This window comes from Novosphingobium guangzhouense (assembly GCF_002896965.1).
In the GTDB taxonomy this organism is placed as follows: Bacteria; Pseudomonadota; Alphaproteobacteria; order Sphingomonadales; family Sphingomonadaceae; genus Novosphingobium; species Novosphingobium guangzhouense.
The window spans coordinates 1-26414 of the sequence record NZ_LYMM01000049.1 but is presented as its reverse complement, the minus strand read 5'-3'; the positions used below and the strand labels follow the sequence as shown (position 1 = coordinate 26414).

30 protein-coding genes and 2 pseudogenes are annotated in these 26414 nt (G+C 61.3%); 19 read left to right on the top strand and 13 right to left on the bottom strand.

The features are described from left to right. The first annotated feature begins 102 nt into the window (after positions 1-102). The 3 genes from tnpA to tnpC are packed head-to-tail and all read left to right on the top strand — an operon-like array spanning position 103 to position 2450. Positions 103-432, top strand: a complete 330-nt coding sequence (tnpA, locus tag A8V01_RS17840; protein WP_103097492.1) for an IS66-like element accessory protein TnpA — start codon at positions 103-105, stop codon at positions 430-432. Then, on the top strand, positions 429-776 hold the full coding sequence (gene tnpB / locus A8V01_RS17835; RefSeq protein WP_103097490.1) for an IS66 family insertion sequence element accessory protein TnpB: 348 nt from the start codon (positions 429-431) through the stop codon (positions 774-776). The genes tnpA and tnpB overlap by 4 nt, the downstream gene beginning before the upstream one ends. Positions 777-836: 60 nt before the next feature. Further along, on the top strand, positions 837-2450 hold the full coding sequence (gene tnpC, locus A8V01_RS17830) for an IS66 family transposase (RefSeq protein ID WP_103097489.1): 1614 nt from the start codon (positions 837-839) through the stop codon (positions 2448-2450). 10 nt (positions 2451-2460) lie between these two features. On the opposite strand, the gene A8V01_RS29815 is transcribed toward tnpC, so the two are convergent. Next, positions 2461-2619 carry a TetR family transcriptional regulator gene (locus A8V01_RS29815; RefSeq protein ID WP_103097487.1) on the bottom strand — a complete coding sequence of 53 codons (159 nt, stop codon included), beginning with the start codon at positions 2617-2619 and terminating at the stop codon, positions 2461-2463. Positions 2620-2722: 103 nt separating this feature from the next. Between A8V01_RS29815 and A8V01_RS17820 the strand changes: the two genes are divergently transcribed. The 3 genes from A8V01_RS17820 to A8V01_RS17810 are packed head-to-tail and all read left to right on the top strand — an operon-like array spanning position 2723 to position 6940. Then, entirely contained in the window at positions 2723-4354 is a 1632-nt protein-coding gene (locus tag A8V01_RS17820) for an MFS transporter (protein ID WP_245892695.1), read from the top strand. A gap of 19 nt (positions 4355-4373) precedes the next feature. Further along, positions 4374-5537, top strand: coding sequence for an HlyD family secretion protein (locus A8V01_RS17815; protein WP_103097484.1), 1164 nt, complete (start codon positions 4374-4376; stop codon positions 5535-5537). Then, positions 5534-6940, top strand: coding sequence for an efflux transporter outer membrane subunit (locus tag A8V01_RS17810; protein WP_103097482.1), 1407 nt, complete (start codon positions 5534-5536; stop codon positions 6938-6940). Before A8V01_RS17815 ends, A8V01_RS17810 begins: the two co-directional genes overlap by 4 nt. Here the strand turns inward: A8V01_RS17810 and A8V01_RS29810 are convergent. After that, positions 6834-7367 (bottom strand): SDR family oxidoreductase, encoded by a 534-nt coding sequence (locus tag A8V01_RS29810; protein WP_425437343.1) that lies wholly within the window; start codon positions 7365-7367, stop codon positions 6834-6836. The two genes, A8V01_RS17810 and A8V01_RS29810, sit on opposite strands and share 107 nt — an antisense overlap. A gap of 652 nt (positions 7368-8019) precedes the next feature. On the opposite strand from A8V01_RS29810, the gene A8V01_RS17800 reads away from it, so the two are divergent. Next, positions 8020-8451: a LexA family protein gene (locus A8V01_RS17800; RefSeq protein WP_103097480.1), complete on the top strand. Its 432-nt coding sequence runs from the start codon at positions 8020-8022 to the stop codon at positions 8449-8451. Positions 8452-8455: 4 nt separating this feature from the next. Then, positions 8456-9718, top strand: a complete 1263-nt coding sequence (locus A8V01_RS17795; RefSeq protein ID WP_103097478.1) for a Y-family DNA polymerase — start codon at positions 8456-8458, stop codon at positions 9716-9718. A gap of 8 nt (positions 9719-9726) precedes the next feature. Here the strand turns inward: A8V01_RS17795 and A8V01_RS17790 are convergent, their stop codons facing one another. From A8V01_RS17790 to A8V01_RS17760, 6 genes are all read right to left on the bottom strand, one after another. Then, positions 9727-9960, bottom strand: a complete 234-nt coding sequence (locus A8V01_RS17790) for a hypothetical protein (RefSeq protein WP_103097476.1) — start codon at positions 9958-9960, stop codon at positions 9727-9729. Between the two features lie 80 nt (positions 9961-10040). Then, complete coding sequence (locus A8V01_RS28290; RefSeq protein ID WP_146037306.1) at positions 10041-11054, bottom strand: hypothetical protein; 1014 nt, start codon at positions 11052-11054, stop codon at positions 10041-10043. A 114-nt stretch (positions 11055-11168) separates the two neighbouring features. Beyond that, positions 11169-12128 (bottom strand): IS481 family transposase, encoded by a 960-nt coding sequence (locus A8V01_RS17780; RefSeq protein ID WP_103097472.1) that lies wholly within the window; start codon positions 12126-12128, stop codon positions 11169-11171. Next, on the bottom strand, positions 12041-13378 hold the full coding sequence (locus A8V01_RS17770; RefSeq protein WP_245892693.1) for a Fic/DOC family protein: 1338 nt from the start codon (positions 13376-13378) through the stop codon (positions 12041-12043). The genes A8V01_RS17780 and A8V01_RS17770 overlap by 88 nt, the downstream gene beginning before the upstream one ends. A 74-nt stretch (positions 13379-13452) precedes the next feature. Then, positions 13453-13710 carry a hypothetical protein gene (locus A8V01_RS17765; RefSeq protein WP_103097470.1) on the bottom strand — a complete coding sequence of 86 codons (258 nt, stop codon included), beginning with the start codon at positions 13708-13710 and terminating at the stop codon, positions 13453-13455. Between the two features lie 127 nt (positions 13711-13837). Next, complete coding sequence (locus A8V01_RS17760; protein WP_103097468.1) at positions 13838-14224, bottom strand: DUF3768 domain-containing protein; 387 nt, start codon at positions 14222-14224, stop codon at positions 13838-13840. 312 nt (positions 14225-14536) lie between these two features. Between A8V01_RS17760 and A8V01_RS17755 the strand changes: the two genes are divergently transcribed. The 7 genes and pseudogenes from A8V01_RS17755 to A8V01_RS17720 all read left to right on the top strand — a co-directional run. Beyond that, positions 14537-14869, top strand: a complete 333-nt coding sequence (locus A8V01_RS17755; protein ID WP_103097466.1) for an ArsR/SmtB family transcription factor — start codon at positions 14537-14539, stop codon at positions 14867-14869. 12 nt (positions 14870-14881) lie between these two features. Further along, positions 14882-15403, top strand: a complete 522-nt coding sequence (locus A8V01_RS17750) for an arsenate reductase ArsC (protein ID WP_103097460.1) — start codon at positions 14882-14884, stop codon at positions 15401-15403. Then, positions 15400-15522 (top strand): annotated as a pseudogene (locus A8V01_RS17745) (arsenate reductase); the annotation flags it as partial. The gene A8V01_RS17750 and the pseudogene A8V01_RS17745, both read left to right, overlap by 4 nt. Before the next feature lie 80 nt (positions 15523-15602). Next, complete coding sequence (locus tag A8V01_RS17735; protein WP_425437342.1) at positions 15603-15953, top strand: ArsC/Spx/MgsR family protein; 351 nt, start codon at positions 15603-15605, stop codon at positions 15951-15953. Continuing rightward, positions 15953-17239 (top strand): arsenic transporter, encoded by a 1287-nt coding sequence (locus A8V01_RS17730; protein ID WP_103097458.1) that lies wholly within the window; start codon positions 15953-15955, stop codon positions 17237-17239. Before A8V01_RS17735 ends, A8V01_RS17730 begins: the two co-directional genes overlap by 1 nt. After that, positions 17240-17983, top strand: a complete 744-nt coding sequence (arsH, locus tag A8V01_RS17725) for an arsenical resistance protein ArsH (RefSeq protein WP_103097456.1) — start codon at positions 17240-17242, stop codon at positions 17981-17983. Between the two features lie 33 nt (positions 17984-18016). Next, positions 18017-18166 (top strand): annotated as a pseudogene (locus A8V01_RS17720) (N-acetyltransferase family protein); the annotation flags it as partial. A 225-nt stretch (positions 18167-18391) separates the two neighbouring features. Here the strand turns inward: A8V01_RS17720 and A8V01_RS17715 are convergent. Together A8V01_RS17715 and A8V01_RS28710 are read right to left on the bottom strand one after the other, a co-directional pair. Next, positions 18392-18901: a hypothetical protein gene (locus tag A8V01_RS17715; RefSeq protein WP_245892692.1), complete on the bottom strand. Its 510-nt coding sequence runs from the start codon at positions 18899-18901 to the stop codon at positions 18392-18394. Further along, positions 18901-19071 carry a hypothetical protein gene (locus A8V01_RS28710; protein ID WP_170065970.1) on the bottom strand — a complete coding sequence of 57 codons (171 nt, stop codon included), beginning with the start codon at positions 19069-19071 and terminating at the stop codon, positions 18901-18903. Before A8V01_RS28710 ends, A8V01_RS17715 begins: the two co-directional genes overlap by 1 nt. 964 nt (positions 19072-20035) lie before the next feature. Between A8V01_RS28710 and A8V01_RS17710 the strand changes: the two genes are divergently transcribed. Continuing rightward, positions 20036-21901: a reverse transcriptase/maturase family protein gene (locus tag A8V01_RS17710; protein ID WP_103097454.1), complete on the top strand. Its 1866-nt coding sequence runs from the start codon at positions 20036-20038 to the stop codon at positions 21899-21901. 307 nt (positions 21902-22208) lie between these two features. Here A8V01_RS17710 and A8V01_RS17705 read toward each other — a convergent pair whose 3' ends face one another. After that, the gene (locus tag A8V01_RS17705; protein ID WP_425437341.1) at positions 22209-22490 is read right to left on the bottom strand and encodes a type II toxin-antitoxin system RelB/DinJ family antitoxin; all 282 of its coding nucleotides are present in this window, start codon (positions 22488-22490) and stop codon (positions 22209-22211) included. A gap of 385 nt (positions 22491-22875) precedes the next feature. On the opposite strand from A8V01_RS17705, the gene A8V01_RS17700 reads away from it, so the two are divergent. The 3 genes from A8V01_RS17700 (at position 22876) to A8V01_RS28705 (ending at position 24629) form a co-directional block, all read left to right on the top strand. Next, the gene (locus tag A8V01_RS17700) at positions 22876-23493 is read left to right on the top strand and encodes a hypothetical protein (RefSeq protein WP_211295058.1); all 618 of its coding nucleotides are present in this window, start codon (positions 22876-22878) and stop codon (positions 23491-23493) included. Then, entirely contained in the window at positions 23490-23762 is a 273-nt protein-coding gene (locus A8V01_RS17695) for a type II toxin-antitoxin system YafQ family toxin (RefSeq protein ID WP_103097449.1), read from the top strand. Before A8V01_RS17700 ends, A8V01_RS17695 begins: the two co-directional genes overlap by 4 nt. Before the next feature lie 174 nt (positions 23763-23936). Beyond that, complete coding sequence (locus A8V01_RS28705) at positions 23937-24629, top strand: hypothetical protein (RefSeq protein ID WP_170065969.1); 693 nt, start codon at positions 23937-23939, stop codon at positions 24627-24629. A 204-nt stretch (positions 24630-24833) separates the two neighbouring features. Here A8V01_RS28705 and A8V01_RS17685 read toward each other — a convergent pair whose 3' ends face one another. Together A8V01_RS17685 and A8V01_RS17680 are read right to left on the bottom strand one after the other, a co-directional pair. Next, entirely contained in the window at positions 24834-25433 is a 600-nt protein-coding gene (locus tag A8V01_RS17685; RefSeq protein WP_245892691.1) for a thermonuclease family protein, read from the bottom strand. Next, entirely contained in the window at positions 25430-26311 is an 882-nt protein-coding gene (locus A8V01_RS17680; protein WP_245892690.1) for a DUF7146 domain-containing protein, read from the bottom strand. Before A8V01_RS17680 ends, A8V01_RS17685 begins: the two co-directional genes overlap by 4 nt. Positions 26312-26414 lie beyond the last annotated feature (103 nt).

Below are 26414 nucleotides of genomic sequence, written 5' to 3'. Positions count from 1 at the left end.
AGTGTATCGCTCCGGTGAGGGCCGCCTTGCGGTGATCGGCTGATATTTCGAGATGGCACCGGTGCAAGCGCCGGTGTTTGCACCGATACTAAGGACGGTGCGATGAGCCAGATCACTGTAATTTCAGGGCCGGAGCGGCGGCGTGTATGGACTGACGAGCAGAAGCGCGAACTGGTTGCGGCGGTTTCGGCGCCCGGTGCGAACGTGGCGGAGATTGCCCGCCGTGCCGATCTGCGGCCGAACCAGATTTACAGATGGCGGCGGCAGATGGGGCAGGCAGCGCAGGGCTTTGCAGAGGTGCAGGTCCACCCTGACCCGGCGCCAGTGATCGGATCTGCGATCACCGTGGAGTTCGAGCGGGCGATCGTGCGCATTCCCGCTGGCGCATCACCTGGGCTGGTGTCGGCGGTGCTACGGTCGGTCAAGCCGTGATCCCATTCCCCTCCGGCGTTCGGATATGGATCGCAACGGGACACACGGACATGCGGCGCGGCATGCGCAGCCTGGCCCTCCAAGTGCAGCAGAGCTTCCGACGTGATCCCTTCGCCGGGGATCTCTACATTTTCAGGGGACGCCGCGGCGACCTCTGCAAGATCATCTGGCACGATGGCGTGGGCATGTCGCTTTATGCCAAGCGTCTCGAGCGCGGGAAGTACATTTGGCCCTCGGCTGTGGACGGCGTGATTGCCATTTCCCCCTCGCGGATGGCCTGCATGTTGGAGGCGATCGATTGGCGTAATCCGCAGGCCACTTGGCGTCCGACATTGGCCGGATAAAAGCCCCGGCATGACCTAAGAAGCTAGGGATTCCGGTGCTTTTCGGCTATGCCATTGGCCATGGGGACCGAAGCGCAAGCAGAGATCGACAGCCTTCGCGAGCGGCTTGCCGCTGCCGAGGCTGTCGCCGCTGAAGTCGCCCGCATCAAGGCCATCAACGCTGACCTGGAAGCCCGCAACGCCCTTCTCGAACTGCAGAACGAGAAGATGCGTCGTACCCTTTTTGGCCAGCGATCCGAACGCACGCGCCATCTGCTCGACCAGATGGAACTGACCTTCGAGGAGTGCGAGACCGCTGCCAGCGAAGATGAGCTTCTGGCTGCCTTGGCGGCGGCGAAGACCAACGTCGCACCGTTTGAACGCAAGCGGCCCGCCCGCAAGCCCTTGCCTGAGCATCTGCCACGCGAACGCGTCGTCATCGCCGCGCCCGATGCCTGCCCCTGCTGCGGCTCGGATCGGCTGTGCAAGCTGGGTGAGGATATTACCCAGACACTTGAGGTCGTGCCGCGCCAGTGGAAGGTGGTCCAGACCGTGCGGGAGAAGTTCTCCTGCCGGGATTGCGAGAGGATCACGCAGCCGCCGGCGCCTTTCCACGTCACGCCCCGCGGGCTCTTTGGTCCCAGCTTCCTGGCGACGCTGCTGTTCGAGAAGTTCGGCGCGCATCAACCGCTCAACCGCCAGCGGGATCGCTATGCTCGGGAAGGCGTCGACCTGAGCCTTTCTACCCTGGCCGACCAGGTCGGCGCCTGCACCGCCGCGCTGATGCCGCTTTACCTGCTGATCGAAGCCCACGTCCTTGCCGCCGAGCGGCTGCATGGCGACGATACGACAGTGCCAGTGCTGGCCAAGACCAAGACCGATACGGGCCGGATCTGGACCTATGTCCGGGACGACCGGCCTTTCGGTGGGCCCGCGCCGCCTGCGGCGATCTTCCATTATTCCCGCGACCGACGGGGCGAACATCCTGTGGGCCATCTGCGCAGTTGGAGAGGCATCCTTCAAGCTGACGCATATGCGGGCTACAATGCGTTGTTCCATGGTGATCGCCTGCCGGCGCCGCTGACCCGTGCTCTATGCTGGAGCCACGCTCGTCGCTATTTCTTTGAGCTGGCCGATGTCGCCGCACAGCTCAAGAAGCGCCGCAAAAAGGCCGTCATCTCGCCGCTGGCGGTGGAGGCGGTCCGCCGCATCGACGCGATCTTCGACATCGAGCGCGCCATCAACGGCAGATCCGCCCAGGAGCGTCTCGCCCTTCGCCAGGAACTCAGCGCACCGCTGGTGGCCGATCTGGAAGAATGGATGCGAGACAATCGGTCAAAGCTATCGAAGAACAGCGATGTGGCAGAGGCCATGGATTACATGCTCAAGGCATGGCCCGCCTTCGCAGCCTTCCTCGACGACGGCCGCATATGCCTCTCGAACAACGCGGCGGAACGGGCGCTCAGAGGTATAGCCCTGGGCAGAAAATCATGGCTCTTCGCCGGTTCAGATCGCGGCGGTCAGCGCACTGCCTTCATGCTAAGCCTCATCGGCACGGCGAAGCTCAACGACATCGATCCGCAGGCTTGGCTTGCCGACGTTCTCGCCCGCATCGCTGACATCCCTCAGAACCGTCTCCATGAATTGCTTCCCTGGAACTGGCGCGCCGAAGAGGATCAACGCGACGCCGCCTGATCTGCGGCCTTCACCGAAGGCCTACAGAGAAGTTGCGGTAGAGCGTCCCTCGGCCAACACCGGCACGTTGTGCGATTTGCTCTAATGCAACACCGTACCCCTCGTCGCGGAAGGCATCTGCAGCTGCGGCGATCAGGCGGTCGCGCCGGGCTCGGGCATCTTTACGCATCCTTGTTCCGCTCCAACATGATCGATATAGCCGGACAATCAACGTCCGCTTAGGTTACTTTCGCTCGATGAGTTCGTCCACATCACGCCCGGTCCCGGTCCTGTTGGAGCGTACGCCTGATTGGCATCCCGATGAGGTGCCGATGATTCCTGGCTCGCCGGCGTCTATCCGGCATCGGCCGTCCATCCGCGTCGCTTACCTCACCGTCGGAATACTCATCACGATCACCAGCGGACTCGCCAACGCGCTTGTGTCGGCAAATCTGCCTCAAATCCAGGGAGCGCTGGGACTGACCCCCGTCCGGGGGGCATGGCTACCCGCAGCGTACGTGATGGTGAACCTCTCGGCAAACCTCATCCTGTTCAAGGCACGGCAGCAGTTCGGCATTCGGCGGTTCGCGGAGGTTGCGCTTGCGGCGTATCTCGCCATCACCGCGCTTCACTTGTTCGTCGATGATTATCCGACTGCACTGCTTGTCAGAGGCGCGTCAGGCTTCGTCGGCGCCCCGCTGAGCTCCCTTGGCTTCTACTATGTGATGCAAGGTTTTCCGAAGCATCTGATGGGCAAGGCGATCGTCGTCGGCTTCGGCTTGACACAATTGGCTTTGCCCTTGGCATGGTTGCTGTCACCAGCACTTCTGGATCTGGGCGACTGGCACACGCTCTATACTTTCGAGTTCGCCCTTGCGCTGTGTACGCTCGCGGCGGTCATCTCGCTCAAGCTGCCGCCGGGGATCAGGATAAAGGTCTTTGAGAGGACGGACTTTCTGACGTTTCTGCTACTGGCACCGGCGTTTGCCCTGATCGCGGGCGTTCTGGCGCAGGGACAGCTGCAATGGTGGAGCGAGCAGCCGTGGATGGCCTGGGCCCTCCTAGCTTCGCTGGCGCTGTTGCTGCTGGCGTTCCTCGTTGAACATCATCGAGCCAATCCGCTCATCCAGACCCGCTGGATCGGGACCGGCGAGGTCATCCGGTTCGTGATCGCGGCTCTGGCCTTCCGGCTCATCCTGTCGGAACAAAGCTACGCGGCAGCCGGCCTGCTGCGAACGCTGGGGATGGGTCCCGACCAGTTCCGGCTCTTCTACCTGGTGGTGATCGCAGGCGTGCTGTCGGGCATAGCGATCGGCGCCGCGACGTTCGGACCCAAGACGATGATGCCGATGGCGATCGCCGCGGTGATCCTCGTCCTGATCGCCAGTCTGCTCGATAGCGATGCCACGAACGACACAAGACCGAACAACATGATGGCAAGCCAAGCGATGATCGCCATGGCAGGCGCGCTCGTCATGGCTCCGCTCATCCTCCACGGTGTCATGGGCGCGCTCAAGAAAGGTGCGGACCACATCGTCACGTTCGTGATCCTGTTCACCATGACGCAGAGCGCCGGCGCACTGCTTGGGCCGGCGATCTACGGTACCTTTCAGCAATACCGTCAGCATGAATATTCCGGGCAGATCACCAGCCACGTCGACCCAACCAACCCGGTCGTGGCGCAAAGGCTTGCGATCCAGCGCAGCATCTATGCAGCGCGCGTCACCGATCCGGTTATCGGCGGGGCGGGCGGTACGGCGCTGTTGCAGCAAGCCGCCACGCGCGAAGCGAGCATCCGCGCCTACAACGATGTCTTCCGGTTGAACGCGATCATCGCGTTCACCTTCCTTCTGTGGTGCCTGTGGCGTGTCGCCGTCCAGTTGCGCGCCGCCCGCCAAGCACCGCCGCCACCTGCGGCGGCATGATCCAGAGCATGAGAGCACGATGACGCAGTCAGAGCAGACCCAGGATCGACCGCGGACCGATCCGGCGGATCAGGATCCGGCGACCGATGCAGGTATTCCGGACGCTCCTCCGCCCGCCAAAACCATCAAAGCGCCGCCGCGTACGCTTGCGATCATGGCAGCGATCTTCATCGCGGGCAGCTTGCTGATCCTCTATGCGTGGCGGCTGTGGCCCTTCGCCAGTACGATGGTGCAGACCGAGAATGCCTATGTTCGCGGCCAGATCACGGCCATGGCGCCGCAAGTCGCGGGCTACGTCGTCGAGGCGAACGTACGCGACTTCGCACATGTGCGACGCGGACAGGTATTGCTGCGTATCGATGACCGGATATACCGTCAACAGCTTGACGCGGCGCTGGCGCAGCTAAAGGTGGCAGAGGCCGAACTGCGCAACTGGCCGCAAACCGTGGCCCAGAACGAGGCGGCGCTTCGCACCCGTCGAGCCGACCTGGCGCAGGCCAACGCCGAACGTGCGCGCGCTCGCGCCGATATCGCGCGCGTTTCGGAACTGGCTTCCAGAGGATCGGTCAGCGTCCGCGAGCGCGATCAGGTCCTCGCGACCGAGCGCACGTCCGCGGCCGCGATCGAGCGCGCACAAGCTGCCATCGATGGGCAGCAACAGGTCATCCTGGCGAACCGAGTATCCCGCGGTGCCCTGGAGGGGCGCGTTGCACAGGCTCAGGCTCAGGTCGACCTTGCCCGGATCAATCTCGCCAATACCGTGATCCGTGCGCCGCGCGATGGACAGATCAGTGAAGCCTTGGTTCGTGTCGGACAATATGCCCAAGCCGGGACCCAGCTGATGTTCCTGGTGCCAGAGCAGCTATGGGTGGTCGCCAATTTCAAGGAGACGCAGACCGGCCGGATGCGCCTCGGTCAGCCCGCTTCGTTCACCGTGGACGCCCTCGATGACGCCAGGTTGAAAGGTCGTATCGAGGAGCTTGCTCCTGCAACGGGATCCGAGTTCAGCGTTCTGCGGCCCGACAACGCCAGCGGCAACTTCACGAAGATCGTCCAGCGCATCCCCATCCGTATCCGAATCGATCCGCGGCAGCCGCTCGCCAGGCGGCTTCGTCCGGGCATGTCAGTGGTGGCACGGGTGGATACGGCTGGGACGCCTTCTCCGAAGGAAGTCGCGCCATGAAGCCCGCGGGCTGCCCGGCGCTGGCGCTGCTCGTTCTCGTCGCGGGCTGCGCACCTGCGTATCTGCCCGCGCCGCCACGATCGAGCGTGACCCCGCCGGAGCAATGGCGCGATCGAGCGGACATCGACGGTATTGCGATATCGACGGATTGGTGGAAGCAATTCGCGGACCCGGCGCTAAGCGCTGCGATTGTCCGAGCGATGGAGAACAATTCCGACGTTCTGGCGGCCGCGGCTCGTATCGGAGAGGCAGAGGCACAGGTTAGGCTTGCGGGAGCCGCCCGGGCGCCCACGCTAAGCGCGGGCGCCGGCATAGCCTACGACCGCGCTCTGAGCCAGGTCACCGGGCGGGCAACCGAGGTTCTTGCCATACAGCCGCAGCTCAGCGCGAACTGGACGCTCGACCTCTTTGGCCGACTGCGGGCGCTGAGCGACGCGGCCCGTGCGAATTATGTCGCCAGTGCCGCCGACTACGATGCCGTCAGGCTCTCCGTCGCAGGTGCGACGGCGCAGGCCTATCTCACCCTGCTGTCGATCGATGCGCAGCTTGATATGACCCGCAAGACGCTGGCTCTGCGCACCGAAGCGCGACGGATCGCCGAGGATCGCGCGAAGCTGGGCTACAGCTCGCAGCTGGAGCTGACGCAGGCGCAGTCGGAATATGAGGCAGTGGCCCAGGCCATCCCACAGCTTGAACAGGCCCGGCGGTTGCAGGAAAACGGGCTGCGCCTGCTGACAGGCGATCTGCCCGGAGTCGTTGCGCGCGGCGAGCTTGCGAACCTCTCCATTCCGGGGATCCCGGCGCTGATGCCGTCCGAACTGATGCGGCGGCGACCAGATATAGCGGCCGCCGAAGCACGCCTGGCCGCCGCCGACCGGACGATCGCCTCAAGGCGCGCCGAGTTCATGCCGGATGTCGCGCTGTCCGCGGCTGCGGGTGCGCTGATCGTCGATCAGCTGGACTATGATCCGGTTTCCATCTGGAACATCGGGGCCAGTATCCTCGCGCCTCTCTTTCAGGGGGGCCGCCTGACAGCTCAGGTCGATCAGGCGAATGCGCGCCGCGATCAGGCAGCCTATGCCTATCGCGATGTGGTCCTGCGCGCATTCGGCGAGGTCGAGAACGCCCTCACCAGCGAGCAGCGGTTGCGGGAACAGATCGTCCACGTATCGGCTCGGCGGTCAATCCTGCAGCGATCGCTGAATCTCGCTCGCGATCGTTACCGTGGAGGATATGCCTCGTACCTCGACGAGCTTGACGCTCAGCGAAACCTCTTTGCGGTCGAGCTCAACGCCATCACTGTCCGGGAGCAGCAGCTGAATGCGCTGGTCCGCGTCTGGGCATCGTTAGGAGGAGGGTGGGGCGATCGGACGATCGGGGATCGTTCGGCGCAGCAACGCTAGGCACTGCTCGTCTGGACGATGCTGCGATCGTGGAAGGGCGGGGTCCCGGCTGGTCAGGCGAGTGCTGCTTCGTGGCTGCCCTACCAGGCGACATCCTCGAGCGCGTCATGCCCGGCGCGCCCGCCGGCTGCGGCCCCGTCCACCGCCGGGCATCCAGCCGTTTGCCCGTAACCGCTGCGGCAGCATCGGAACAGAGCCAGAGCAGCGGCGCGACCACGATCTCCGGCGACATCAGTCCACTGCGTGCACTATCCGGCAGTCCTTTGGGGATCATGCCGGTCAGCGTCGCTCCGCCTGGCAGGAGCGCGTTCACCGTGATGCCGCTGCCTGCTAGGTCCTGCGCCCAGATCGCCGTTGCCGATTCCAGCGCCGCCTTGGACGGCCCATAGGGCGAGAAGCCGCGCCGTCGCATCGTCTCGCGGTTCATCGAGATGTTGACGATCCGGCCGCCTCCCGCCTCGCGCATGGCGGGAACGGCGGTGCGCCATCAGGAACGGTCCGTTCACTTTGGTGCCGATCACCATCCGCCAGCTGTCAGGCGCCACTCCCAGTATCGCGTCGGTTCGGTCAGGAAGGTGTCGCTCACATACTTCATGCCGCGCCCGGCATTATGGGGTGACTACACGAGGCAACGATCGATTTCCTGCGCGACCACGACTTTAACAACTCATTTTCCGACACCCCGCAGAAGGGATTGTTTGAACTGGCAGATTGGGAAGGAAGCCGGCGCCGCTTTTTGGACCGCGGTCTCCAGAAGCGGTGGGCGCCATTGCAGGCGGAAATAAAAGCATTCTCTGGCTTATTGGCTACGGGGACCGGACCAGTCGGCGCGGGACCACTCTTTTCGGCTCACCCCGACCATACCGACAAGATGAATCCTCCAGATTGGGTGGCGGAACGCATCAAGGCCCTCAATGAGGGAGCCTCAAAGTTGAGCCGCAATGCTGATAACTTCGAGATTTTCGCCAAGAATCGACTGAGGCTGTAACCGTAGGCAGGGATAACACGCCCAACCGAATATCTCCCATGTTCACTTTTCGTTCCTATCTGCGCTATGATAGACAGGAAGGGAATCATACATGCTGCCGACGATGCAGCCGGTCCCGCTTGCCGACGTGCCGAAGGGGACCATTCTTCGTATCGTCGGCGCGGCAGGTGCCGGCTTTCCAAGCCCCGCCCAAGATTTGGAAGATGATGCGATTAGCCTGATCGAACTGCTACGGCTCGATCGGGCGGCTAGTTTCGTGTTCCGCATCAGCGGGAGCAGCATGATCGATGCGGGCATCCATGACAATGATGTGGTGGTAGTCGATCGCGACACACGCCCTGTAGAAGGGCATATTGTGATCGCGATCGTCGATGGCGGTTTTGTCTGCCGCCAGCTCACCGGGCGTCGCAATGCTATGCTGCTCGAAGCGCGCAATAGCCTTCAATGCTATGAGCCGACACCGGCAGAAGGCGTCGAGATTTGGGGCGTCGTGCGGACCGGGGTCCGCGACTATCGGCGATAGGCACATGTCCTGGGCCATTGTCGACATCGCGAATTTCTACGTCAGCGCGGAACGCGTGTTCGACCCGTCACTGCGAGGGGTGCCGGTCATCGTGCTTTCCAACAATGACGGATGTGCAATTGCCCGCAGCGAGGAAGCCAAGGCGCTGCATGTCCGGATGGGTGATCCGGTGTTCAAGATGCGGGATCGGATCAAACGTCACGGTATCCAGCTTCGCTCCAGCAATTACGAGCTGTATGCGGACATGAACCGGCGCTTCAACGAGGTCATCGCTGGGCATTCCGACACGATCGAGATTTACTCGATCGATGAGAGCTTCTTCCGTCTGCCCGTTTTGCAGAACGGCCTTGGCGACGTGAAGACCGCTCACCTGGTTCGCGAAGACATCGTGCGATCGGTAGGCTTGCCAACCCGGATTGGGCTTGGCCCAACACGCACGCTCTCGAAAGTCGCCAACGCGCTCGCGAAGGCGACGGAAAAGGTGTGGGGCGGTGTCATCGATCTCCATGATGTTGAGTTGCGGCGGCGCCTTTTCGAGCAATGGCCCGTTGGGGAAGTTTGGGGCGTGGGCGGTGCGCTGGAAGCGCGGCTGCGCCCGTTAGGCGTCAGGACGACAGCTGACTTGGCAGCGCTGCCGCCCGCAGTGGCCCGCGATGTCGGGACTGTCGTGCTCGAACGTCTGGTGCGCGAGCTGGGCGGCGTCGAATGCGATGATTTCAAGATCGCGCCTGAACCACGGAAAGCGACAGCGGTGACACGCCAGTTCGGCGAACCTGTGACCGATCCGGTAGAACTGCGCGAAGCGATGGCGCGCCGCGCCGCGCGCGCCGCCGAGAAAATACGCGCGCAGGGATTGGCTGAGGGGCGGTTGATCGCGTTCGCCCATGGTTCACGCTATCGATCCAACCCGCCTTCGGCCACGCGCACCACACGCCTATCGCCGCCGACCAACGATCCGCGCGTGATCGTTGGGATCGCGGGAAAAATGATGGACGCCATGTTTCAGCCTGGTGGGGTTTATACCAAATGCGGCGTGCTGCTTGAAGATTTGACACCGGAAGGGAAGGGGCAAACAGACCTGTTTTCCGTGCCGGATCCCAAGGCTCCGGGCCTTCTGGCCGCGCTCGATGGCATCAACGCGCGTTTCGGTCGCAACACAATTGCCTTGGCTGCTCAAGGATGCGGTGCCCGCTCCTTCGATACGAAACGGTCGCAGAAAAGCCCAGCTTGGACGACCAAGATCAAAGAAATCCCGGTCGCCACCTAGCCGGATCGTTACTCGGCAATACCAGTCATAAGCTCGATGCGACCTTCGGTAAGCCCAGCCACCGGCTCAGGGGTTGCATGCTCAAAAGGGCCGAAAATGTTCACGCCACTATTCATGATCTCCAGCCATTGTTTTTCAACCGCCTTGGAAAGCTCGGGGAAATCGTTGGCAAGCGCCATAGCAATATCTGGCATCTGCTGGAGGGTGACAGCCAAACCGAGGCGATAGCGAGTGTCGGACATCAAAAATCCTTATTAAAAGTGCATTAAAAAGAGGCTGATAGCATCAAGCCATGGGATCGACACACCCATCCGTGTGCGGTTCAGCCCCCTGATGTCATTTTCCGAACCATCACACGCTCCAGAGAAAGACGCAGAGCAGTATAGGCATGATTGGCATCGTCATATTCTTCGCGACCAATGACGTCATGGGGGCGATCGCGGGCGTGCCGTCCAGGATGGAGAAGATTCCGTGTATCCCGCAGAGACGATAGCCAACTGGCAATCTTGACGGTGATCTCGCCATTCTCAAGGTCCGGTAGCCACCCCAACTCTTCAGCGAGCGATATTAACGTCTCCAATGTCCAGTGCAGCGGGTCGGGGTTGCGCGGTTTCTGCGATTTGGTTTTTGTTGCCAAAACTTCTGTTACTTCACCGTAGTAGACAAGGCACATCCTCAGAATCCGCGCTTCAGCAGCAGATCCGAGCATGACACATGCCGCGCAATATGCTTCCGCTGAAGCGCAGCGACGGGCCTCTTCTTCATAGGTTTCGATTGAATCAGAAACCGACTTTTGGACGTTCTCCTTTTCGAAAACCGTCAAACGTCCGATTTTATGGCGGCGGTCATATTCTGCTCTATCGGTTCGCCAAAGCTCGGCGATCTCGACAAGGCCAAATTTTTCCAGTGCTACCACGAAGCGCTCATCAAGTGCTGCCTCATGCAAATTTGTAGCTACAACATGTTCGGGCGGTCCTTCGCCCCGCAACCAATATTGCCCATTGCTAAGGTCATGATCGCTCTCGATCTGATGAATTTCCAACGCCAACTTCTCTACTTCGGGATATGCTCCAGATAGCCACAGGGTCGTATGGTAATCATCTACACGATAGGTCGCATATAGAAGATATTCATCGGCGGTGATTTTGCCCGAACCAAACAATGCATTAGCTAGGTCAACAGCATGTTGAACCTTTTCAACCTTTGTTGCTCGATCTCTCCAGTGGTCATCTGAGAGAGAAACCAGTGCATCTGCGCGAAGGCGCGCTTCCGCCTTACGGATTCCATGCCGGAAGATTTCATCTTCTGGCGCAAACGGAGGAAGTTTGAGAGTCATCAGCCACCTGACCTGCAATAGAAATAACCAGCATCAGATAGATGGTGATCCCGCAAAGATCGCCGGTAAAATTGGAGCATCAGTCTTGCTTATCGGCGCCGATCACGGTCCAGCTTAGGTGTTTAGTCCCGGCATCTGGTGGATCGGGTTGAGGATGAACCGGTCTGGTTCTGAAGTCCAGATCTTGACGATGTATTCGTAGGGCGTGAGGCCGCTGAGTGTCTTGAGCCTTCGGGCGAAGTTGTAGGCCGCCATGAAGTCATTGAGGTGCGTGCGCAGCTGCTCGTGGGTGTCGTAATGGAAGCGTTTGACGGTCGCTTCCTTGATGGTTCGGTTCATCCGCTCGACCTGTCCGTTGGTCCAGGGGTGGTTCGGTTTGGTGAGCCGATGCTCGATGTCGTTGGCTTCACAGATCATGTCGAAGCGCATCTGGCGCGACCATGCGGTGTTGCGGTTGCGGGGCTGCTCGGCGAACTGGATGCCATTATCGGTCAGAATCGTATGGATCCGGTAGGGCACGGCTTCGAGCAGGTGTTCGAGGAAATCCCATGCTGTTCGCCTGTCAGCCTTGTCGACCAGTTGGGTGACCGCGAACTTGCTGGTGCGGTCGATGGCGACGAACAGATAGAGCTTGCCTTCGGCAGTCTGCACTTCGGCAATATCCATGTGGAAGAAGCCGATAGGGTAACGTTTGAAGCGCTGGCGCTTGGGCTTGTCCCCCTCGACGTCGGGCAGGCGTGAGATGCCATGCCGCTGCAGGCAACGATGCAGTGCCGATCGAGTCAGATGTGGGATCGATGGCTGCAACGCATAAAGGCAATCATCCAACGGCAGCAGCGTATGCCGCCGGAACGCGACAATCATTGCTTCCTCTTCCTCGGACAGGGTCGTGGAATGAGGGGCCTTCGGCCCGCTCTTCATATCCTCGACCGTCGTTCTCTTGCGCCACTTGGCAACCGTCTTCGGGTTGATCCCAAGTTCCCGGCTCAACGCCGCGAGCGAAGCTTGCGATCGCTGTATTGCTGCTCGGACGGCGTGCGTGGTCGTGGCGCTCCCATGACGAACTTGTCCCATAATGCTTCCTTCCATTCCAACGAAAGGATCGCACCATCAAACCGTGGGATCAAACACCTAGTTATAAACGGTTCGGGTGGCGTTGAACTGGCGTCAATATCTAATGAACAACCAGTCCTAATCCGCTCCGCCACCAGCTGGCGGGTCGATTCCGCGATGGTGTTGACCATGCGGGCGCTCTCACCCCGCTCACGGGCGGTCTGCATCGCTGCATCGACTATACCCTGCGCAGCAGCGAGGCGACTGTCTGCCAGATTGCTATCTGGCGCGTTCTTCAAGAACAGCGCCGCCAGTCGCTCCTGTCCCGGCGCGTGGCCGGGGGGCAGGATCGGGCGTTCCAGCGAGCGAACAGCGCGCTGGAGCTGCGCGGGCTGCTGGGAATTGATCTGCACCCCCAGCGCAGCGCCTATCTCACGCACGCGCTCTAGCGGCGTCTGCTGGGCATGGATGACTGCATCGACCTGCCGCACGCCCAGATAGGTGAGAAGGTGCGATTGATAGACCGGCCCCTTGGCGTGACGAACATAGGCCAGTTCGGTGCGTGCGTGGGCGATCTGTTCCATTGGTGCATCGCCAGCGCCTAGCGCCCGCAAGCGTTCTGCCGCCTGCTGCCGCGCAGCGGGCAGGTATCTGTCCAGCTCTTCGCGGACCTTGCCAAGCGTCACTCGGTAGCGCTGCCCGGTCGGCGGCGCGCGCTGGGGCAGCATGGCGATGCCATGGGCACCGATCCGGGCTTCAGGCGCGACATCGCGGCGCACTGCCGCGTCGGCAAGAACGCTCGCCATGCCGCGATGATCGCCCGTGAGGAAACCGTGGCGCGATGCATCCATCCAGAGCGTCTTGTCGATCGAAGCGATACGGATCGGGTGTCCGGCGTCGCGGGCGATCATGGCGGCATGGTGCCTCATGGTTCGGCCATTGCCTTCGCGGAAGGGGTGAATGGCATTGAGTTCGTTGATGTGATTGCCAAGGCGGTCGAAGAAATCATCGCGGGAGAGGCCGCGCAGGTCGCCTTTTGCTGTCATGTCCGCAAACAGCTTGTCGAGTTCGCGGGCGATGTAAGGCGGTGCGGCAAAGCTCGATCCGTCTTTGGCGATGGTGACGGTGCGATCCGCCCCGGCCCAATCATATAGATCTTGAAACAGATGCTTGTGCAGGGCGCGATAGCCATCTGCGCTATTAGGAAAATACATGCGCGCGGCCTGTGCGCCGCGCGCCAGCGTCAATCGCCGCTCGGCTTCTGTCAGCATCGTATCGTCAGTTATTCCAAGCCGGTTTCGCAGCGTATCGGTGTCAGGGTAAGAGTAGGGGTCGCGGGCCAAGGTCAGGCTGCGATTAGGCCGGTTCCCGGTTTGTAGAACCCGAGAATGATCGAGGACATCAGTGAAGGCGGTACACCTTCGTCCAGCATCAAGGCGAACATCGCATCTTCGTCGTCGCTGGGGGTCATGTTTTCTATGACCAGATTGGCGCGCGCATCCGCGACATCCTCGCGCCAAAGCGCGATCTGATCCGGGGTGCCCCGCTCGAAATCCATCGCTCGAATACGCTCCCGGAGCGCTTCGAGGTCGATCATTGCCATACAGTCCATCCTTTCCCCGTTAACTGTACGTCATCCATAGCGATTTCTCAACAAATCACTTGCTCGACCAGTTGCCCGGCCGAGCGAATGCCGCATCCGACTGGACGCATTTTCTTTCGACTAACTATCAGTATTCATTGGCTAACATGATCGTCATGACGCGCTTGGTGATTTGCTCATCCCAGGGCGCGTTACTCCCGAATGCCAGGCTCGAATCATAATAGTCGATTTTCCAGAAAATCGTCACCGCAATCACTCTGTCGTCGTCGGGCTGCTCCTGCGTCCACTCGCCGTCCCGCTGGCGATAGACAGCCCCGAAGTCATGCTCCCCATAGGGATCATTGTTGTCGTCAAATTTCGAGAACGACGCGATCAACGCCAAAGCGGCGGAACGGTCGGCGTCGGGGAGGGACTGAAATCCTATCGTGGCATTCGCGATGCACGTGAGGCCGGGCATGCTGCGCGCTGCATCGTTCAGGCGGCGAATAGCGTCGGTCTGTTCAGGGGTCTGCATCTCTCGTTCCTTTCATCTGGCATGGGCCGCAAGGCCGTGGGCCGCAGCAACCCTGCCGATCCGGCGAGGAGCGGGATGGGGAGGGAGGGCGAGAATCTTGGGAAAGCTGGCGCGGGCGAGCCGCCCTAGCGCGGCCAACGCCTACAGGGCGTAGGGCGCCGCGCTTGGCGGATTACACGGGCGGCAAGATTGTCGTTCGGGGACGAAAGGGCAGCGCCCTTGGTTTTCCCCCGCGCAAATACCGGCGCGGTTAGCGCTGAACAAGAAGGCAAAGGTGATTGCGATCTCTAATACATCCATTATGCTGGATATATGGAAAACGAGTCGGCCATCTCCGCATTGGGTGCGCTTGCACAAGGCACCCGCCTCGACACCTTCCGGCTGCTGGTGCGCCATGAGCCGGACGGCATGGCCGCTGGTGAAATTGCCCGCCAGCTCGACGTGCCGCAAAACACCATGTCGGCGCATCTGGGCATTCTCGCCCGCGCCGGCTTGATCCGCTCCGAACGCCATAGCCGCTCGATTATCTACCGGGCCGACCTCGACGGGCTTCGGTCGCTGACGCTGTTCATCCTCAAGGATTGCTGCGGCGGCAACGCGGAATTGTGTGCGCCGCTGGTCGCTGAACTCACCCCCTGCTGCTGAGAACCCAACCCAATGACCGATAGAATCTACAACGTCCTGTTCCTGTGCACCGGGAACAGCGCTCGCTCGATCCTGGGCGAGGCCGTCATGAACAAGCTCGGTGAAGGCCGTTTTCGCGCCTACAGCGCGGGAAGCCAGCCCAAGGGCGAGGTTCATCCCATGGCGCTTTCCGTGCTGTCGAGCCTTGAGTTCGAGACCGCTGGAATGCGCTCCAAAAGCTGGGGCGAGTTCGCTGCGTCCGATGCGCCGAAGTTCGATTTCATCTTCACCGTCTGCGACAATGCTGCTGGCGAAACCTGCCCGGTCTGGATCGGGCATCCCCTCACAGCCCATTGGGGGATCGAAGACCCCGCAGCCGTGGAAGGCGAGGGCCAGCGTGAAGCATTCATGCAGGCGCTGCGCTTCTTGCAGAACCGCATTGCGCTGTTCCTGGCCCTGCCGCTGACGAGCCTCGACGACATGGCAACGCGCCGTCACCTCAAAGAAATCGGCCAGGGCGAAGGCGCCAGCGCCAAAGCGGGAGCAAGCGAATGACCACCGAGATCATCATCTACCACAACCCGGAATGCGGCACATCGCGCAACACGCTGGCGATGATCCGCAACGCGGGCATCGAACCCCATGTCATCGAATATCTGAAAACCCCGCCCATCATGCGACCGGCATCGGCCGGCGGCCAGATCTCCTTAAGGGGGAAGAGGCCATGGTCGTCTTCGGTCCATGTCACCGACCCATGGAGTTTGGCGAGATACACGAATGCATCGACCGCCGTCCATTTCCGGCTTGCGACGTCGAGCTGATCGACCGCGCCGGGATCGGCCCGCGCGCTCTGCTGCGCGAGAAGGGAACGCCTTATGCAGAGCTGGGCCTGGGCGACACCGCATTATCGGATGACGCGCTGGTCGATGCGATGATAGCGCACCCGATCCTCATCAACCGGCCTCTGGTCGTGTCGCCTCTGGGCGTGAAGCTGTGCCGTCCTTCCGAAGCCGTGCTTGATCTGCTGCCCACCGGCCAGCTTGGCGCGTTCGCCAAAGAAGATGGCGAACAGGTAGTGGACGCCTCGGGCCAGCGCATAGGCTGATGATGCTCGCTGTCCTGATATTCGTTGCCACGATCACGCTTGTCATCTGGCAACCCAAGGGTCTCGGCATCGGGTGGAGCGCGCTGGGCGGCGCGGCGGTTGCGCTGCTTCTGGGCGTTGTCTCGCTATCGGATGTGCCGGTGGTATGGGGCATCGTCTGGAACGCGACGGCTGCGTTCGTCGCGATCATCATCATCAGCCTGCTACTCGATGAAGCCGGGTTTTTCGAGTGGGCCGCGCTCCATGTCGCCCGATGGGGCAAGGGCAATGGTCGCCGCCTGTTCGCGCTGGTCGTGCTGCTGGGCGCGGCCGTTTCGTCTCTTTTTGCCAATGACGGCGCGGCGCTGATCCTGACACCGATCGTCATCGCTATGCTGCGGGCGCTTGGATATGGCGACAAGGCCACACTCGCCTTCGTCATGGCTGCCGGGTTCATCGCCGATACAGCAAGCCTGCCACTGGTCGTCTCGAACCTCGTCAACATCGTCTCGGCCGACTTCTTCGGTCTGGGCTTTGGCGAATATGCGAGCGTCATGGTGCCGGTCGATCTGGCGGCTATCGCCGCAACGCTGGGCGTGCTGATGCTGTTTTTCCGGCGCGACATACCTGCGACCTATGACGTGGCGGCGCTGCGCGCTCCGCGCGAAGCCATTCGCCACGCCGCGACCTTCCGCGCCGGGTGGATCGTGCTGGCGCTGCTGCTTCTCGGCTTCTTCCTGCTCGAACCGCTGGGTGTGCCCGTCAGCGCCGTCGCCGCTGCCGGCGCAATCCTGCTGCTCGCGATTGCGGGCAGGGGGCATGTAATTCAGACCCGCAAGGTCATGCGCGAAGCGCCATGGCAGGTCGTGATCTTCTCTCTCGGCATGTATCTGGTCGTCTATGGCCTGCGAAATGCCGGGCTGACCGACCATCTCGCCGCATTGCTCGACAAAACCGCCCAAGGCGGCGTGTGGGGCGCGGCGCTGGGAACCGGCATGATCGCGGCGGTCCTGTCTTCCGTGATGAACAACATGCCGACCGTACTGGTAGGGGCGCTGTCGATCGACGCTGCGCACGCAACGGGCGCGGTGAAGGAGGCTATGATCTACGCTAATGTGATCGGCTGCGATCTTGGCCCCAAGCTGACACCCATAGGCTCGCTTGCGACCCTGCTGTGGCTCCACGTTCTTGGCCAGAAGGGGATCAGGATCGGGTGGGGCTATTATTTCAGGGTGGGCGTCACGCTCACCGTTCCCGTCCTGCTCATCACCCTCGCGGCTCTCGCCTTGCGTATTGGATTTGCCTGAATGCCTCTTCGTACCCTCCATGACGCCGACAGCCTGCCCGCGCTCGATCCCGCCTATATCCACCAGCGGCCCGCATCGGGGCTGGGCGCGCTGGACCCTGCGCCGCGCATCTTGTTGCTTTATGGCAGCCTGCGCGAGCGGTCCTTCTCCCGTCTCGCCGTCGAGGAAGCCGCGCGGCTTCTACATCTGTTCGGTGCGGAAACCCGCATCTTCGATCCCTCGACACTGCCGCTGCCGGATCAGTTAGCGGGAGACGATCATCCTGCCGTCCATGAGCTGCGCGAACTGTCGATGTGGTCCGAAGGCCAGGTATGGTGCAGCCCGGAACGGCACGGGCAGATTACCGGCATCATGAAAGCGCAGATCGACCATTTGCCACTGGAGATGAAAGGGATGCGGCCGACGCAGGGGCGCACGCTTGCGGTCATGCAGGTGTCGGGAGGATCGCAATCGTTCAACGCGGTCAACACGCTGCGCCTGCTCGGTCGCTGGATGCGGATGTTCACGATCCCCAACCAGTCGTCCGTGGCAATGGCATACAAAGAGTTCGATGAAGCGGGCCGCATGAAGGCGTCGAGCTATTACGACCGGATCGTGGACGTGATGGAGGAGCTGGTGCGCTTCACCGTGCTGATGCGCCCGCACGCGCAGCAGCTTGTCGATCGCTATTCGGAACGCAAGCAGAAGGGCTTGCCCGTCGATCCGGCAACTGACCATTCCGCCATAGCCATTTCGGGCAGATAAAGGCGAACAGCGGACCTAGCCGAACATGGCTTCCACGCGGCCTTTGCCGGCATCGCACAACCCAATGAGGGGAGCGTCGCCCTTCACGAAAGAATGGGATTTACCCCACTCGGCATTTATCGCGAAGTCGGGCGGAAGTTCGGCAAATGGCATGATGTTGGTTGGTGGCAACGCATCCTTTGACGGTAGCCCGATAGCCTGCGCGCACCGAGATCATCGGTATTCTGGTTCTATGGAACATAGTCCCACCGGCGCCGCGCGGCCTTGGTCGCGCGGCGCAGCGCAGGTCCGCCAGGAACGGCGCGCGCGCCCGTCATGCCAGCATGGCGGGTGCGCCGGGAGCACGGGCCGCCATGCACGGTGTTCCGGTGAGGGGAAGGGGGCCGGTTTGCACCAGCCCCCGACCGATCAGGCGTGTTCGTTCTCGGCCATGTCCTCTTCGTCCAACCCTTCACCGTCCTGATCGTCCATCGCCTCATCGGCCTGATCGAACGCACCGATCTGCATCGGGGCTGGCAACCATCCTGCGGGCAGGCGTTCCGAGATGTTGACGGCAAGGTCGGTTTTCTTCTTGATGGTCGCGCAATTCTCCGCGCTCGGCGCGCCCACTTCCTCGCGCAGCACATCGATCAACGCGGCACGGCGCATCTTTTCGAACAGGGCGATGGGAGCCTTCCAGCGCGAAGCAATGTCCACACCACTGGCGCGGGCGATCTGCTCGAAATGATGATGCCGCGTACCGGGGCGACCACCTGAAAACACGGTTCCATCCACTGTCATTGCGACAAGTCCAGCCAGCAATGCCATCTTGTCGTCACCAGTCATGGCCCGGATCGCCTCGAACCGGCCTTCTTCGGGGATGGAGGCGAAGCAGGTCGCCATGGTTTCTTCTACCGCCTGCACATCGCTGGTCGTCATCAGCTCGTCGGCCACATCGGTTGCGATGGGCTGTCGCCCGCGTAGGTCGTGCCGGTACGTGGGTAGAAGAACACCCGTTCGCCCTTGCGGTAGGGACTGCCATCCGCGCTGGTCCCGTCCACCTTGGCCCGCTTCCAGTAGGGATCGCCCTTGTATCGCGTGTAAGCCATTGTCCTTCTTCTCCTTCCTTGGGGGCTGAAAGCCGCTTGCTCTGCGGCATGCGGCTCTGCCTCTCCGGCGAGGAGCGGGATGGAGAGGGAGGAGGAAAATCGATGGCCTGGCGCGGGCAGGCCGCCCTAGCGCGGCCGACGCCCATCAGGGCGTCGGGTGCCGCGCTTGGCGGACCGCACGGGGCTGTCGATTTTCCTTCGGGAACGAAAGGGCGGCCGCCCTTGGTGTTCCCCGCGGCAAGCGGGCCTCCCGGGGAGGGCCATGGACGCCTACTAGGCCAGCACCGCGCAGGGCGCGGCAGCAGGGGTGCGTCACGTGGCACACCCCTCACGCGAGGATCGTCACCCGCAGGGCGTGCGCCGTTGTGGCGCGAAGAAGAACGGAGTGTTCGAATGAACTGAGCTTATTGGCATAGCTCATGCCTGACCGACTTACCGGTGCTGGTGATGAATCGGCTGAGACCCCGAAAGGGGAACGGGACCATAGCATGTCAGGGTATGGATCGAAGTTAGGCGCCGCAGCCTGACGGCTGACCAGCAGGCAAGATGCGTATGGTGAAGACTGGATTGTCTGAATCCCAGTTTCCAACGACCACTAGGTAGGTGACGGTGAACGCGGCTGACACACCGTTTCGAGCGGAGCGAGGAGCACGTCCCAGTGAATCGCTGCCAATCCGTTCGGCGTGGCCCCGGTCAGGGGATCAAGGAAACGAACGGGGCACCTAACCGCATCGCGACTCCTCACTCGCGTAACTGCGGGATCGCCTAAACAGGACGGCTCGCCGGACCTGCATGGCGACGGAGCCGTCATAGTAGTCAAACGCCCGGTGTAATGGCCGGGACAGCCGCCGCAAGGCGGACAGGGCAGCGGTATAAGCAGGAGCGATCCTTGTCGAAATCCGCTGCCTCCGGGCGAAGGACGGCAGTTCTGTAAACTCGATTGATCAATGGAAAGGGACTGCTGATGCAGACCGCTACTATCCTGAGACGTCTCGAGAAGCTTCCGGCCCTGTCGCGGGCGGGCAAGCGGATCAACGGTCTCAACCGCCTCATGCGGTCTCGCTGCTTATATGAGCGGGCCTATGACAGAGTATCCCGAAATCGGGGTGCGATGACGCCGGGAGTAGACGGACAGACCTTCGACGGCATGACGCTGGCGAGGCTTGACCGTCTGGTTCAAAGCGTGGCGGAAGGCCGTTACCGCCCTCGTCCAGTGCGACGGGTCTATATCCCCAAGGGCAATGGTAAAATGCGCCCATTGGGTATCCCAACGGCGGATGATCGCATCGTTCAGGAGGCGGCGAGAATGGTCCTCGCGGCGATCTATGAACCAGTGTTCTCGAAACACAGTCACGGGTTCCGCGCGGGTCACTCCTGTCACACGGCTCTCGAAGAGATCCGTAAAACCTGGACAGGCGTGAAATGGCTGATCGAGGTGGATGTCCGTGGGTTCTTCGACAACATCGACCATGACATCCTGCTCGGCCTCTTGGCTCGGCGGATCGATGATCCAGTGTTCATCGATCTGATCGGGACAATGCTCAAGGCCGGGTGCATGGACGACTGGAAGTTCGAGCGGACCTATAGCGGTACTCCACAGGGCGGGGTTATCTCGCCCCTGCTCGCCAACATCTATCTCCATGAACTTGACGAGTTCATGGAGTCGATGCGGCGGGGCTTCGACAAAGGCGACAGGCGGCGGGCGAACCCCGCGTATGTTGCCTGCTCTCAGCAAATCGCTGCTCTCCGCAAGGAGATCGATGCAGTCCGTGCCGGTGGTGCGGGCGATGGCGAGGTTCGCGTCCGACTGGCGCGAATCGAAGCTGTCAAACAGGATCGGCGGAAACTCTCTTCCGTCGATGACATGGACCCCAACTTCCGCCGCCTGCGCTATTGTCGCTATGCTGACGACTTCCTCGTTGGCGTGATCGGCAGCAAGGCGGACGCTGTCCGGATCATGGCCGATGTCCAGCGCTTCCTCGCTGATCGGCTCAATCTGGCGGTGTCACCGGAGAAAACCGGGGTTCGCGATGCATCGAAGGGATCACCGTTCTTAGGCTTCCATGTATGCGCCTTCACGTTGCGCTCCGCCGGAACAATGGCTGGACGGCAAAAGACCGGCGGCGGAACGCGTAGCGTTCTTCGTCGGCCAACGCGGGGGAATATCAAGCTGTGGGTGCCACGGGAGCGGGTCTATGCGTTCTGTAGACGCAAAAAGCTCGGCAACCTCGACATGAGGAATGGTCGGGTGCGTCCGCAGCTCATGGAATCCAGTGTGGCGGAGATCATCGTAGCCTACAACTCGGAGTTCCGAGGCTTCGCGAACTACTATGCGATCGCCGATGGCGTGAAAGCGTCACTCGACAAGTTGGAACTGGTCGTGCTCAGGAGCCTCTTCGCGACTGTGGCATGCCGGCGACGCTCGACGAGGCGGCAGGCCGAGGAATATCTGAAGATGGGGTCGGACCACGGTGTTACGACTATGGTTCGGGGCGAGCCGCGCGTCCATAAGGTGTGGAAACTGAAGCATCTGATCGTGAAGACGTGGGATAACCCCATCGTCGATACCATCACGGTAGGCTCTCGCCTTGCGCAGAGTTCGAACGATCTGGTCACACGCCTGAGTGCCGAGCAATGCGAGGCATGTGGCGATACCGATGGCCCGTTCGAGATGCATCATCCCAATCGCCTGAAGGACAAGCGGCGCGACCAACTGACGCCTTGGGTACAATCGGCACGACGGCGCAGGACAATCGTCCTGTGCCGAAAGTGCCACGTTGCCCACCATGGTGGTCGGATGCCCAGCAGAATGGAGAGCCGTGTGCATTGAAAGGTGCAAGCACGGTTCGGGGGGAGGCGCTGGGGCGTCCTCGAAAGAGGCGTCTCGCGTCTACCCTACCGAGACGCCGGAGGCGGCCCGGTCGGCGCTGTAAGGGTCGATAGAGCCGTGCCTGTCAGGGCCGCGCCCATACTCGGATTGTCATGACACAACACATGCTCAGGAAGCGGGGAAAGGCGCGAGGTGCCCTGAATAAGAAAGGCCGCCCCGTGATGCCGGAAGCAACAGCGGGACGGCGTTTTGAATTTCGTATGTCTGAACCGGCCGCAGCGAGCGAACCCGGCTCATGATAACGGGGCTAGTCCTCGTCATCATCCTCATTGAGCGCACCCATCAGGTCGGCAACGCTGGCAAACCGCTCCACCCGGCCTTCGGACGCATCGCGCATCGCGGCCTGGGTCGTGGCGTTGGGAACGCGGATGTCGAAAGGCAGGTTCTTGTCGGACGCTACGCGCACGAGCATCAGCCGGATCGCATCGGACACAGACAGCCCCATCCCCGCAAGGACAGCGCTGGCTTCCTTCTTCAGATCGGAATCAATCCGAGCACGCACTACGTCGGCCGCTGCCACTTCACTCACCCCATTGAAATCATCTGAGCCACAATGTAGCTACAAACCCTAAATGATCTCCTAACGCCGGGGTGTCAATAGCACTACCCCTCTCTGCACTCTCCCGGGAGCACGTTGAGCACAGAGAGCACGTGGGAGTACATAAGCACATTATGAGCACAGACACCGCGCTCGCAACACACTGAAAACACTAGCTAAAAACGGGTATGCTTGAAACATATGTTGCGGATATGGATTTTAGTTGCATCATTCCTTGCAAATAAGCATATCGTAGTTGCAACGAGAGCACATCCTATGTTGCGCGAGTAAATACCTAAGTCATTGAAAAAATGCAATAAATAGCGCAAAACCTGTTTGTCGCCGCAACAGGGCCGCGACACAAGGAGTATAAGAAATGGCGACGACCAGGGAGGCGAGTGCGATTACGAAAAAGCAGCTCGCCATGCGCGAACTGCACTGGCCGGGTATGGAAACCTGGCTGTGGAATCGCAAGGCCAACAAGGGGTTTGCAACGATCCCTAAAACGATGCCACTGATCCTCAAGATCATGGACGAGATGACCAAGGGGGCGCCGGTATCGTCCACCTATCTGACGCTGTGGTGCCACACGTGGGACAACTCGTTCGTGATCCTCAACAAGCATGGCGATATGGCCAATGCGTCGGGATTTGGCGGTCAGCGCGGGGAACATACCTGGGCGACCCGGATGAAGAAGCTTCAGGAACTGAAGTTCATCGACATCAAGCCGGGCAAGTCCGGGCCGATGGGCAATGCGATCATCTTCAACCCGCATTTCATTCTGCGGTGGCACAACTCGGTCAAGACGCCGGGCCTCACCGCGACCAGCTATGCCGCGCTGGTGGAAACCGCACTGGAAATCGGGGCCGGCGACATGCTGGTGGAATGGACGCCGTTCCCGCCTGACGGTGCGCCGCCTGTGATCCCGCAGCCGGTCATCGATGCAGCGGCCAAGGCCAAGGTGGATCTGCCGACCAAGGGAGGCGCGGAATGAGACCCGTAGAGATTACGGGCCGCTTCAAACGCGATTACAAGCGCGAAAAGCGATCCGACGCCGCCCTGGACGACGTGTTCCAACCCGTCATCAACATGCTGGTCATGGATGAGGTGTTGCCGGCCAACCTCTCCGACCATTCGCTGACCGGCGAGTGGAAGGGCTACCGGGACTGCCACATCAAGCCTGATCTGGTGCTGATCTACCGCAAGACAGAAGAGGCGCTTGTCCTTGCCCGCATCGGTTCCCACAGCGAACTGTTCGGGTGACAGGATGCGGCTCCCTGTCCGGGGCCGCAACGCAGAGACGTGCCAATCGGCCATCTGCGTTGCGCCCCCGGACAGAGCGATACCACCGAACGCGAGAGCCATACGACCAGTAATGCAAGATTGACCGGCAAGGGGCGATCCCGCAGTCCTGCGACAATGGAAAAACTTCTCCCCATGGCCGAGCAGCTCGACCGCGCAGCGGTCGAATTGCGGCTCGACCACCCCATCCACAATAGGCTTGCGATCATCCTGATCGACAATGCCGTGGAGTTGATGGCGAAGGAGGCTCTGTTCGTCCACACAGCCATCGGCGGGGATTATTGCGGCATCACCGCCAAGCACCGAAAGATGGCGCGCAGCAGAAATCTGCATCAGCAGCTCGCAGTGCTCACCTTCGTCGGGGAGCTGACGCCGCTGGAAGCGGAATTTGTCCTCGCCGCCCATGACCATCGCAATTCAGCATATCATGAAGGGTATGCCGGCGAGCCGTATCAGCGCCAGCTCGCCTTTCTCTATTATGAGTTCGCGTGCAGCTATGTCGCCCGCTTTACAAAGGCATTTTACAGTTGGTCGAGCAATTTCCAGTATACGGAGATCGGCCGCCGATACCATGAGGCGACGAGCGATTCCGATCAGCTTTTGGGGAAGATCGATCGCGCGAAACTCGCTGCAATGCTGTTAAACCAGTTGCCTGACCCAAGCGCGATTTCCGAAGCAGCAAACGTCTTGCCGATAACGATGGAGCTGGCGACGACGGCGATGACAGCAAATACGGCCAATCTTGTCGCTTCCCCAAAATGCCCCCGTGTGAGGGCGACTGCGGCGCAAATCGCTAGTGTGAGCAGCAGACCCGGCCCTATTTCATAGAGCACCAGGCCGGGCAGGCGGTTGAGAAGCAGATAGGGCATGTCGCGGATGATCCGGCCAAGCAGCACCGCGCCAATCACTAGCGCCGTGGCCGCGCCCCAGCGGCCGATCAGCACAGCGACAGGCGAACCGGGTCAATCACCAGCGCACGCTTCAGACGTGTCGGCACTCCATCCTGAAAGACTGGCGGGCAGTACGGCAGCGCTATTTCTTGATCGTGCCAACATCGCACCCCTTCGGCACCTGCGCGCGCTGCACGGCAAGCTGACGCATCCCCTCATAATCGATGCCCCATAGACCCGCCCGTTGCGCCGCAGCCTTGCGCATCAGATCGACATAGGCACCGCCAGAATAGATCCGATAATCGACTGCAAAACCCTGCGCGACCATCGTGGCGCCGACACTGGCCTTATTGCCGGAGAACTGGCACGCAAGGTTCAGACGGCCATAGCTCTTGGGGTCGGTGCGGCACTGTTTTTCGCGCCGCAGGGCATAGTCGAACAGCGAGGCCGAGCATTCCATCCCGCCATCGCGCGCTGCCAACGCGCGCAGCGCTTGGCTTGCCATGGCCTTTAACTGAGGACGATCGTCATCAGGAGCATCGATCCCGACAACCCTTACCCGACCGTTGGTGAAATCGACGGTATCACCATCGATGATCCGCGGAGAGGGCGAAGTAAGCTGCGTGCGTGACGCCTCGACCAGCGATGCCTTGTTCTGGCTGATCGAATAGACAGCTACGATGACGAAGGTCGTCCCGATCATCCGGCGCTGAAATGGTGGCACACCGGGAAAGAGCTTCATACTGCACGGACTTCGCGCAGGAGGTCATTCCAGTCGCCGCTATGGGGCGGCAGCTTGGTGAGCAGCTTGCGCCCATTTCCGGTCAGATGCGGTGTGGCACGCTCCACTGCCCCCGCCGCCTCGACGCCATGCTGGCTGTAGAGGATGACGCTATGAACGCTTTCGGGAATGGCAATGCCTTGATACCGCTCAATGCCGAGCACCGGCCATACGAAGTGGCTGGGTTCGAGCATGTTCATCACGCTGGCCGCATCCTCCACACCCTCAGCAAGACGCAGCACACCATCGCGAGGAATGCCGCCCCAGCGCACCGCGCCCGACCCCGGATTGCCAAGCATCCGCTTGGGTTCGGGCATGTCGGCTTTCCACCGTCCGTCGGGCGTGAGGAAAGTGCGGTGGATCGCGACGACGCCAGCATCTTCCTCGATGGGGACAATCAGTGCAGGCGCGAAAGCCTTGTCGGCACCCGCTCCGCATTGGCAGCGAGGGTCGAAGCGCGCATTGATGCCATCGGGCAAAATCGCGCGTGTGCGCAGATAGCGATCTGCCAGCGTCCCGACATAGGGTTCGGCATGACGCCATACGGCAAGAGCGACTTTGTTGAGGTCGGCCTTGCTCTCCTGGCGCTGACCGGGATCATGGTCTGATGGCGCAATAATCTTGCCGGAGCGAAGAGCGGCCATGATCGCTTCGGCCGTGCAACCGGCAAAGCAATGGAACAGGACTGCACGGTTGCCCACCCGCACGGACAGGCTCGCGGTGCTATCGGCGTGAGCCGGGCACCGGCACATCGCAAAGTCTCCAGTCCATCGCCCGCCAAGCTGGCGAACAATTCGGTCTGCCTGTTCCTCAATCGTGGCGATATGCCGCCGGGCCATTTAACAGGCTGCGGAAAAAGGCGCCGCAGTGGTCACCGTCGATCTGCGTTCGAAGGAGGGGGACTGGTCTGTCGCTCGTTTCAGGGTGAAATTCGGAGATACC

Coding starts and splice junctions, on each gene's coding strand:
- tnpA (WP_103097492.1), top strand. CDS start 103: ATGAGCCAGATCACTGTAATTTCAGGGCCGGAGCGGCGGCGTGTATGG.
- tnpC (WP_103097489.1), top strand. CDS start 837: ATGGGGACCGAAGCGCAAGCAGAGATCGACAGCCTTCGCGAGCGGCTT.
- A8V01_RS29815 (WP_103097487.1), bottom strand. CDS start 2,619: ATGCGTAAAGATGCCCGAGCCCGGCGCGACCGCCTGATCGCCGCAGCT.
- A8V01_RS17815 (WP_103097484.1), top strand. CDS start 4,374: ATGACGCAGTCAGAGCAGACCCAGGATCGACCGCGGACCGATCCGGCG.
- A8V01_RS17810 (WP_103097482.1), top strand. CDS start 5,534: ATGAAGCCCGCGGGCTGCCCGGCGCTGGCGCTGCTCGTTCTCGTCGCG.
- A8V01_RS29810 (WP_425437343.1), bottom strand. CDS start 7,367: ATGAACCGCGAGACGATGCGACGGCGCGGCTTCTCGCCCTATGGGCCG.
- A8V01_RS17800 (WP_103097480.1), top strand. CDS start 8,020: ATGCTGCCGACGATGCAGCCGGTCCCGCTTGCCGACGTGCCGAAGGGG.
- A8V01_RS17795 (WP_103097478.1), top strand. CDS start 8,456: ATGTCCTGGGCCATTGTCGACATCGCGAATTTCTACGTCAGCGCGGAA.
- A8V01_RS17790 (WP_103097476.1), bottom strand. CDS start 9,960: ATGTCCGACACTCGCTATCGCCTCGGTTTGGCTGTCACCCTCCAGCAG.
- A8V01_RS28290 (WP_146037306.1), bottom strand. CDS start 11,054: ATGACTCTCAAACTTCCTCCGTTTGCGCCAGAAGATGAAATCTTCCGG.
- A8V01_RS17780 (WP_103097472.1), bottom strand. CDS start 12,128: ATGGGACAAGTTCGTCATGGGAGCGCCACGACCACGCACGCCGTCCGA.
- A8V01_RS17770 (WP_245892693.1), bottom strand. CDS start 13,378: ATGCTGACAGAAGCCGAGCGGCGATTGACGCTGGCGCGCGGCGCACAG.
- A8V01_RS17765 (WP_103097470.1), bottom strand. CDS start 13,710: ATGGCAATGATCGACCTCGAAGCGCTCCGGGAGCGTATTCGAGCGATG.
- A8V01_RS17760 (WP_103097468.1), bottom strand. CDS start 14,224: ATGCAGACCCCTGAACAGACCGACGCTATTCGCCGCCTGAACGATGCA.
- A8V01_RS17755 (WP_103097466.1), top strand. CDS start 14,537: ATGGAAAACGAGTCGGCCATCTCCGCATTGGGTGCGCTTGCACAAGGC.
- A8V01_RS17750 (WP_103097460.1), top strand. CDS start 14,882: ATGACCGATAGAATCTACAACGTCCTGTTCCTGTGCACCGGGAACAGC.
- A8V01_RS17735 (WP_425437342.1), top strand. CDS start 15,603: ATGGAGTTTGGCGAGATACACGAATGCATCGACCGCCGTCCATTTCCG.
- A8V01_RS17730 (WP_103097458.1), top strand. CDS start 15,953: ATGATGCTCGCTGTCCTGATATTCGTTGCCACGATCACGCTTGTCATC.
- arsH (WP_103097456.1), top strand. CDS start 17,240: ATGCCTCTTCGTACCCTCCATGACGCCGACAGCCTGCCCGCGCTCGAT.
- A8V01_RS17715 (WP_245892692.1), bottom strand. CDS start 18,901: ATGACGACCAGCGATGTGCAGGCGGTAGAAGAAACCATGGCGACCTGC.
- A8V01_RS28710 (WP_170065970.1), bottom strand. CDS start 19,071: ATGGCTTACACGCGATACAAGGGCGATCCCTACTGGAAGCGGGCCAAG.
- A8V01_RS17710 (WP_103097454.1), top strand. CDS start 20,036: ATGCAGACCGCTACTATCCTGAGACGTCTCGAGAAGCTTCCGGCCCTG.
- A8V01_RS17700 (WP_211295058.1), top strand. CDS start 22,876: ATGGCGACGACCAGGGAGGCGAGTGCGATTACGAAAAAGCAGCTCGCC.
- A8V01_RS17695 (WP_103097449.1), top strand. CDS start 23,490: ATGAGACCCGTAGAGATTACGGGCCGCTTCAAACGCGATTACAAGCGC.
- A8V01_RS28705 (WP_170065969.1), top strand. CDS start 23,937: ATGGCCGAGCAGCTCGACCGCGCAGCGGTCGAATTGCGGCTCGACCAC.
- A8V01_RS17685 (WP_245892691.1), bottom strand. CDS start 25,433: ATGAAGCTCTTTCCCGGTGTGCCACCATTTCAGCGCCGGATGATCGGG.
- A8V01_RS17680 (WP_245892690.1), bottom strand. CDS start 26,311: ATGGCCCGGCGGCATATCGCCACGATTGAGGAACAGGCAGACCGAATT.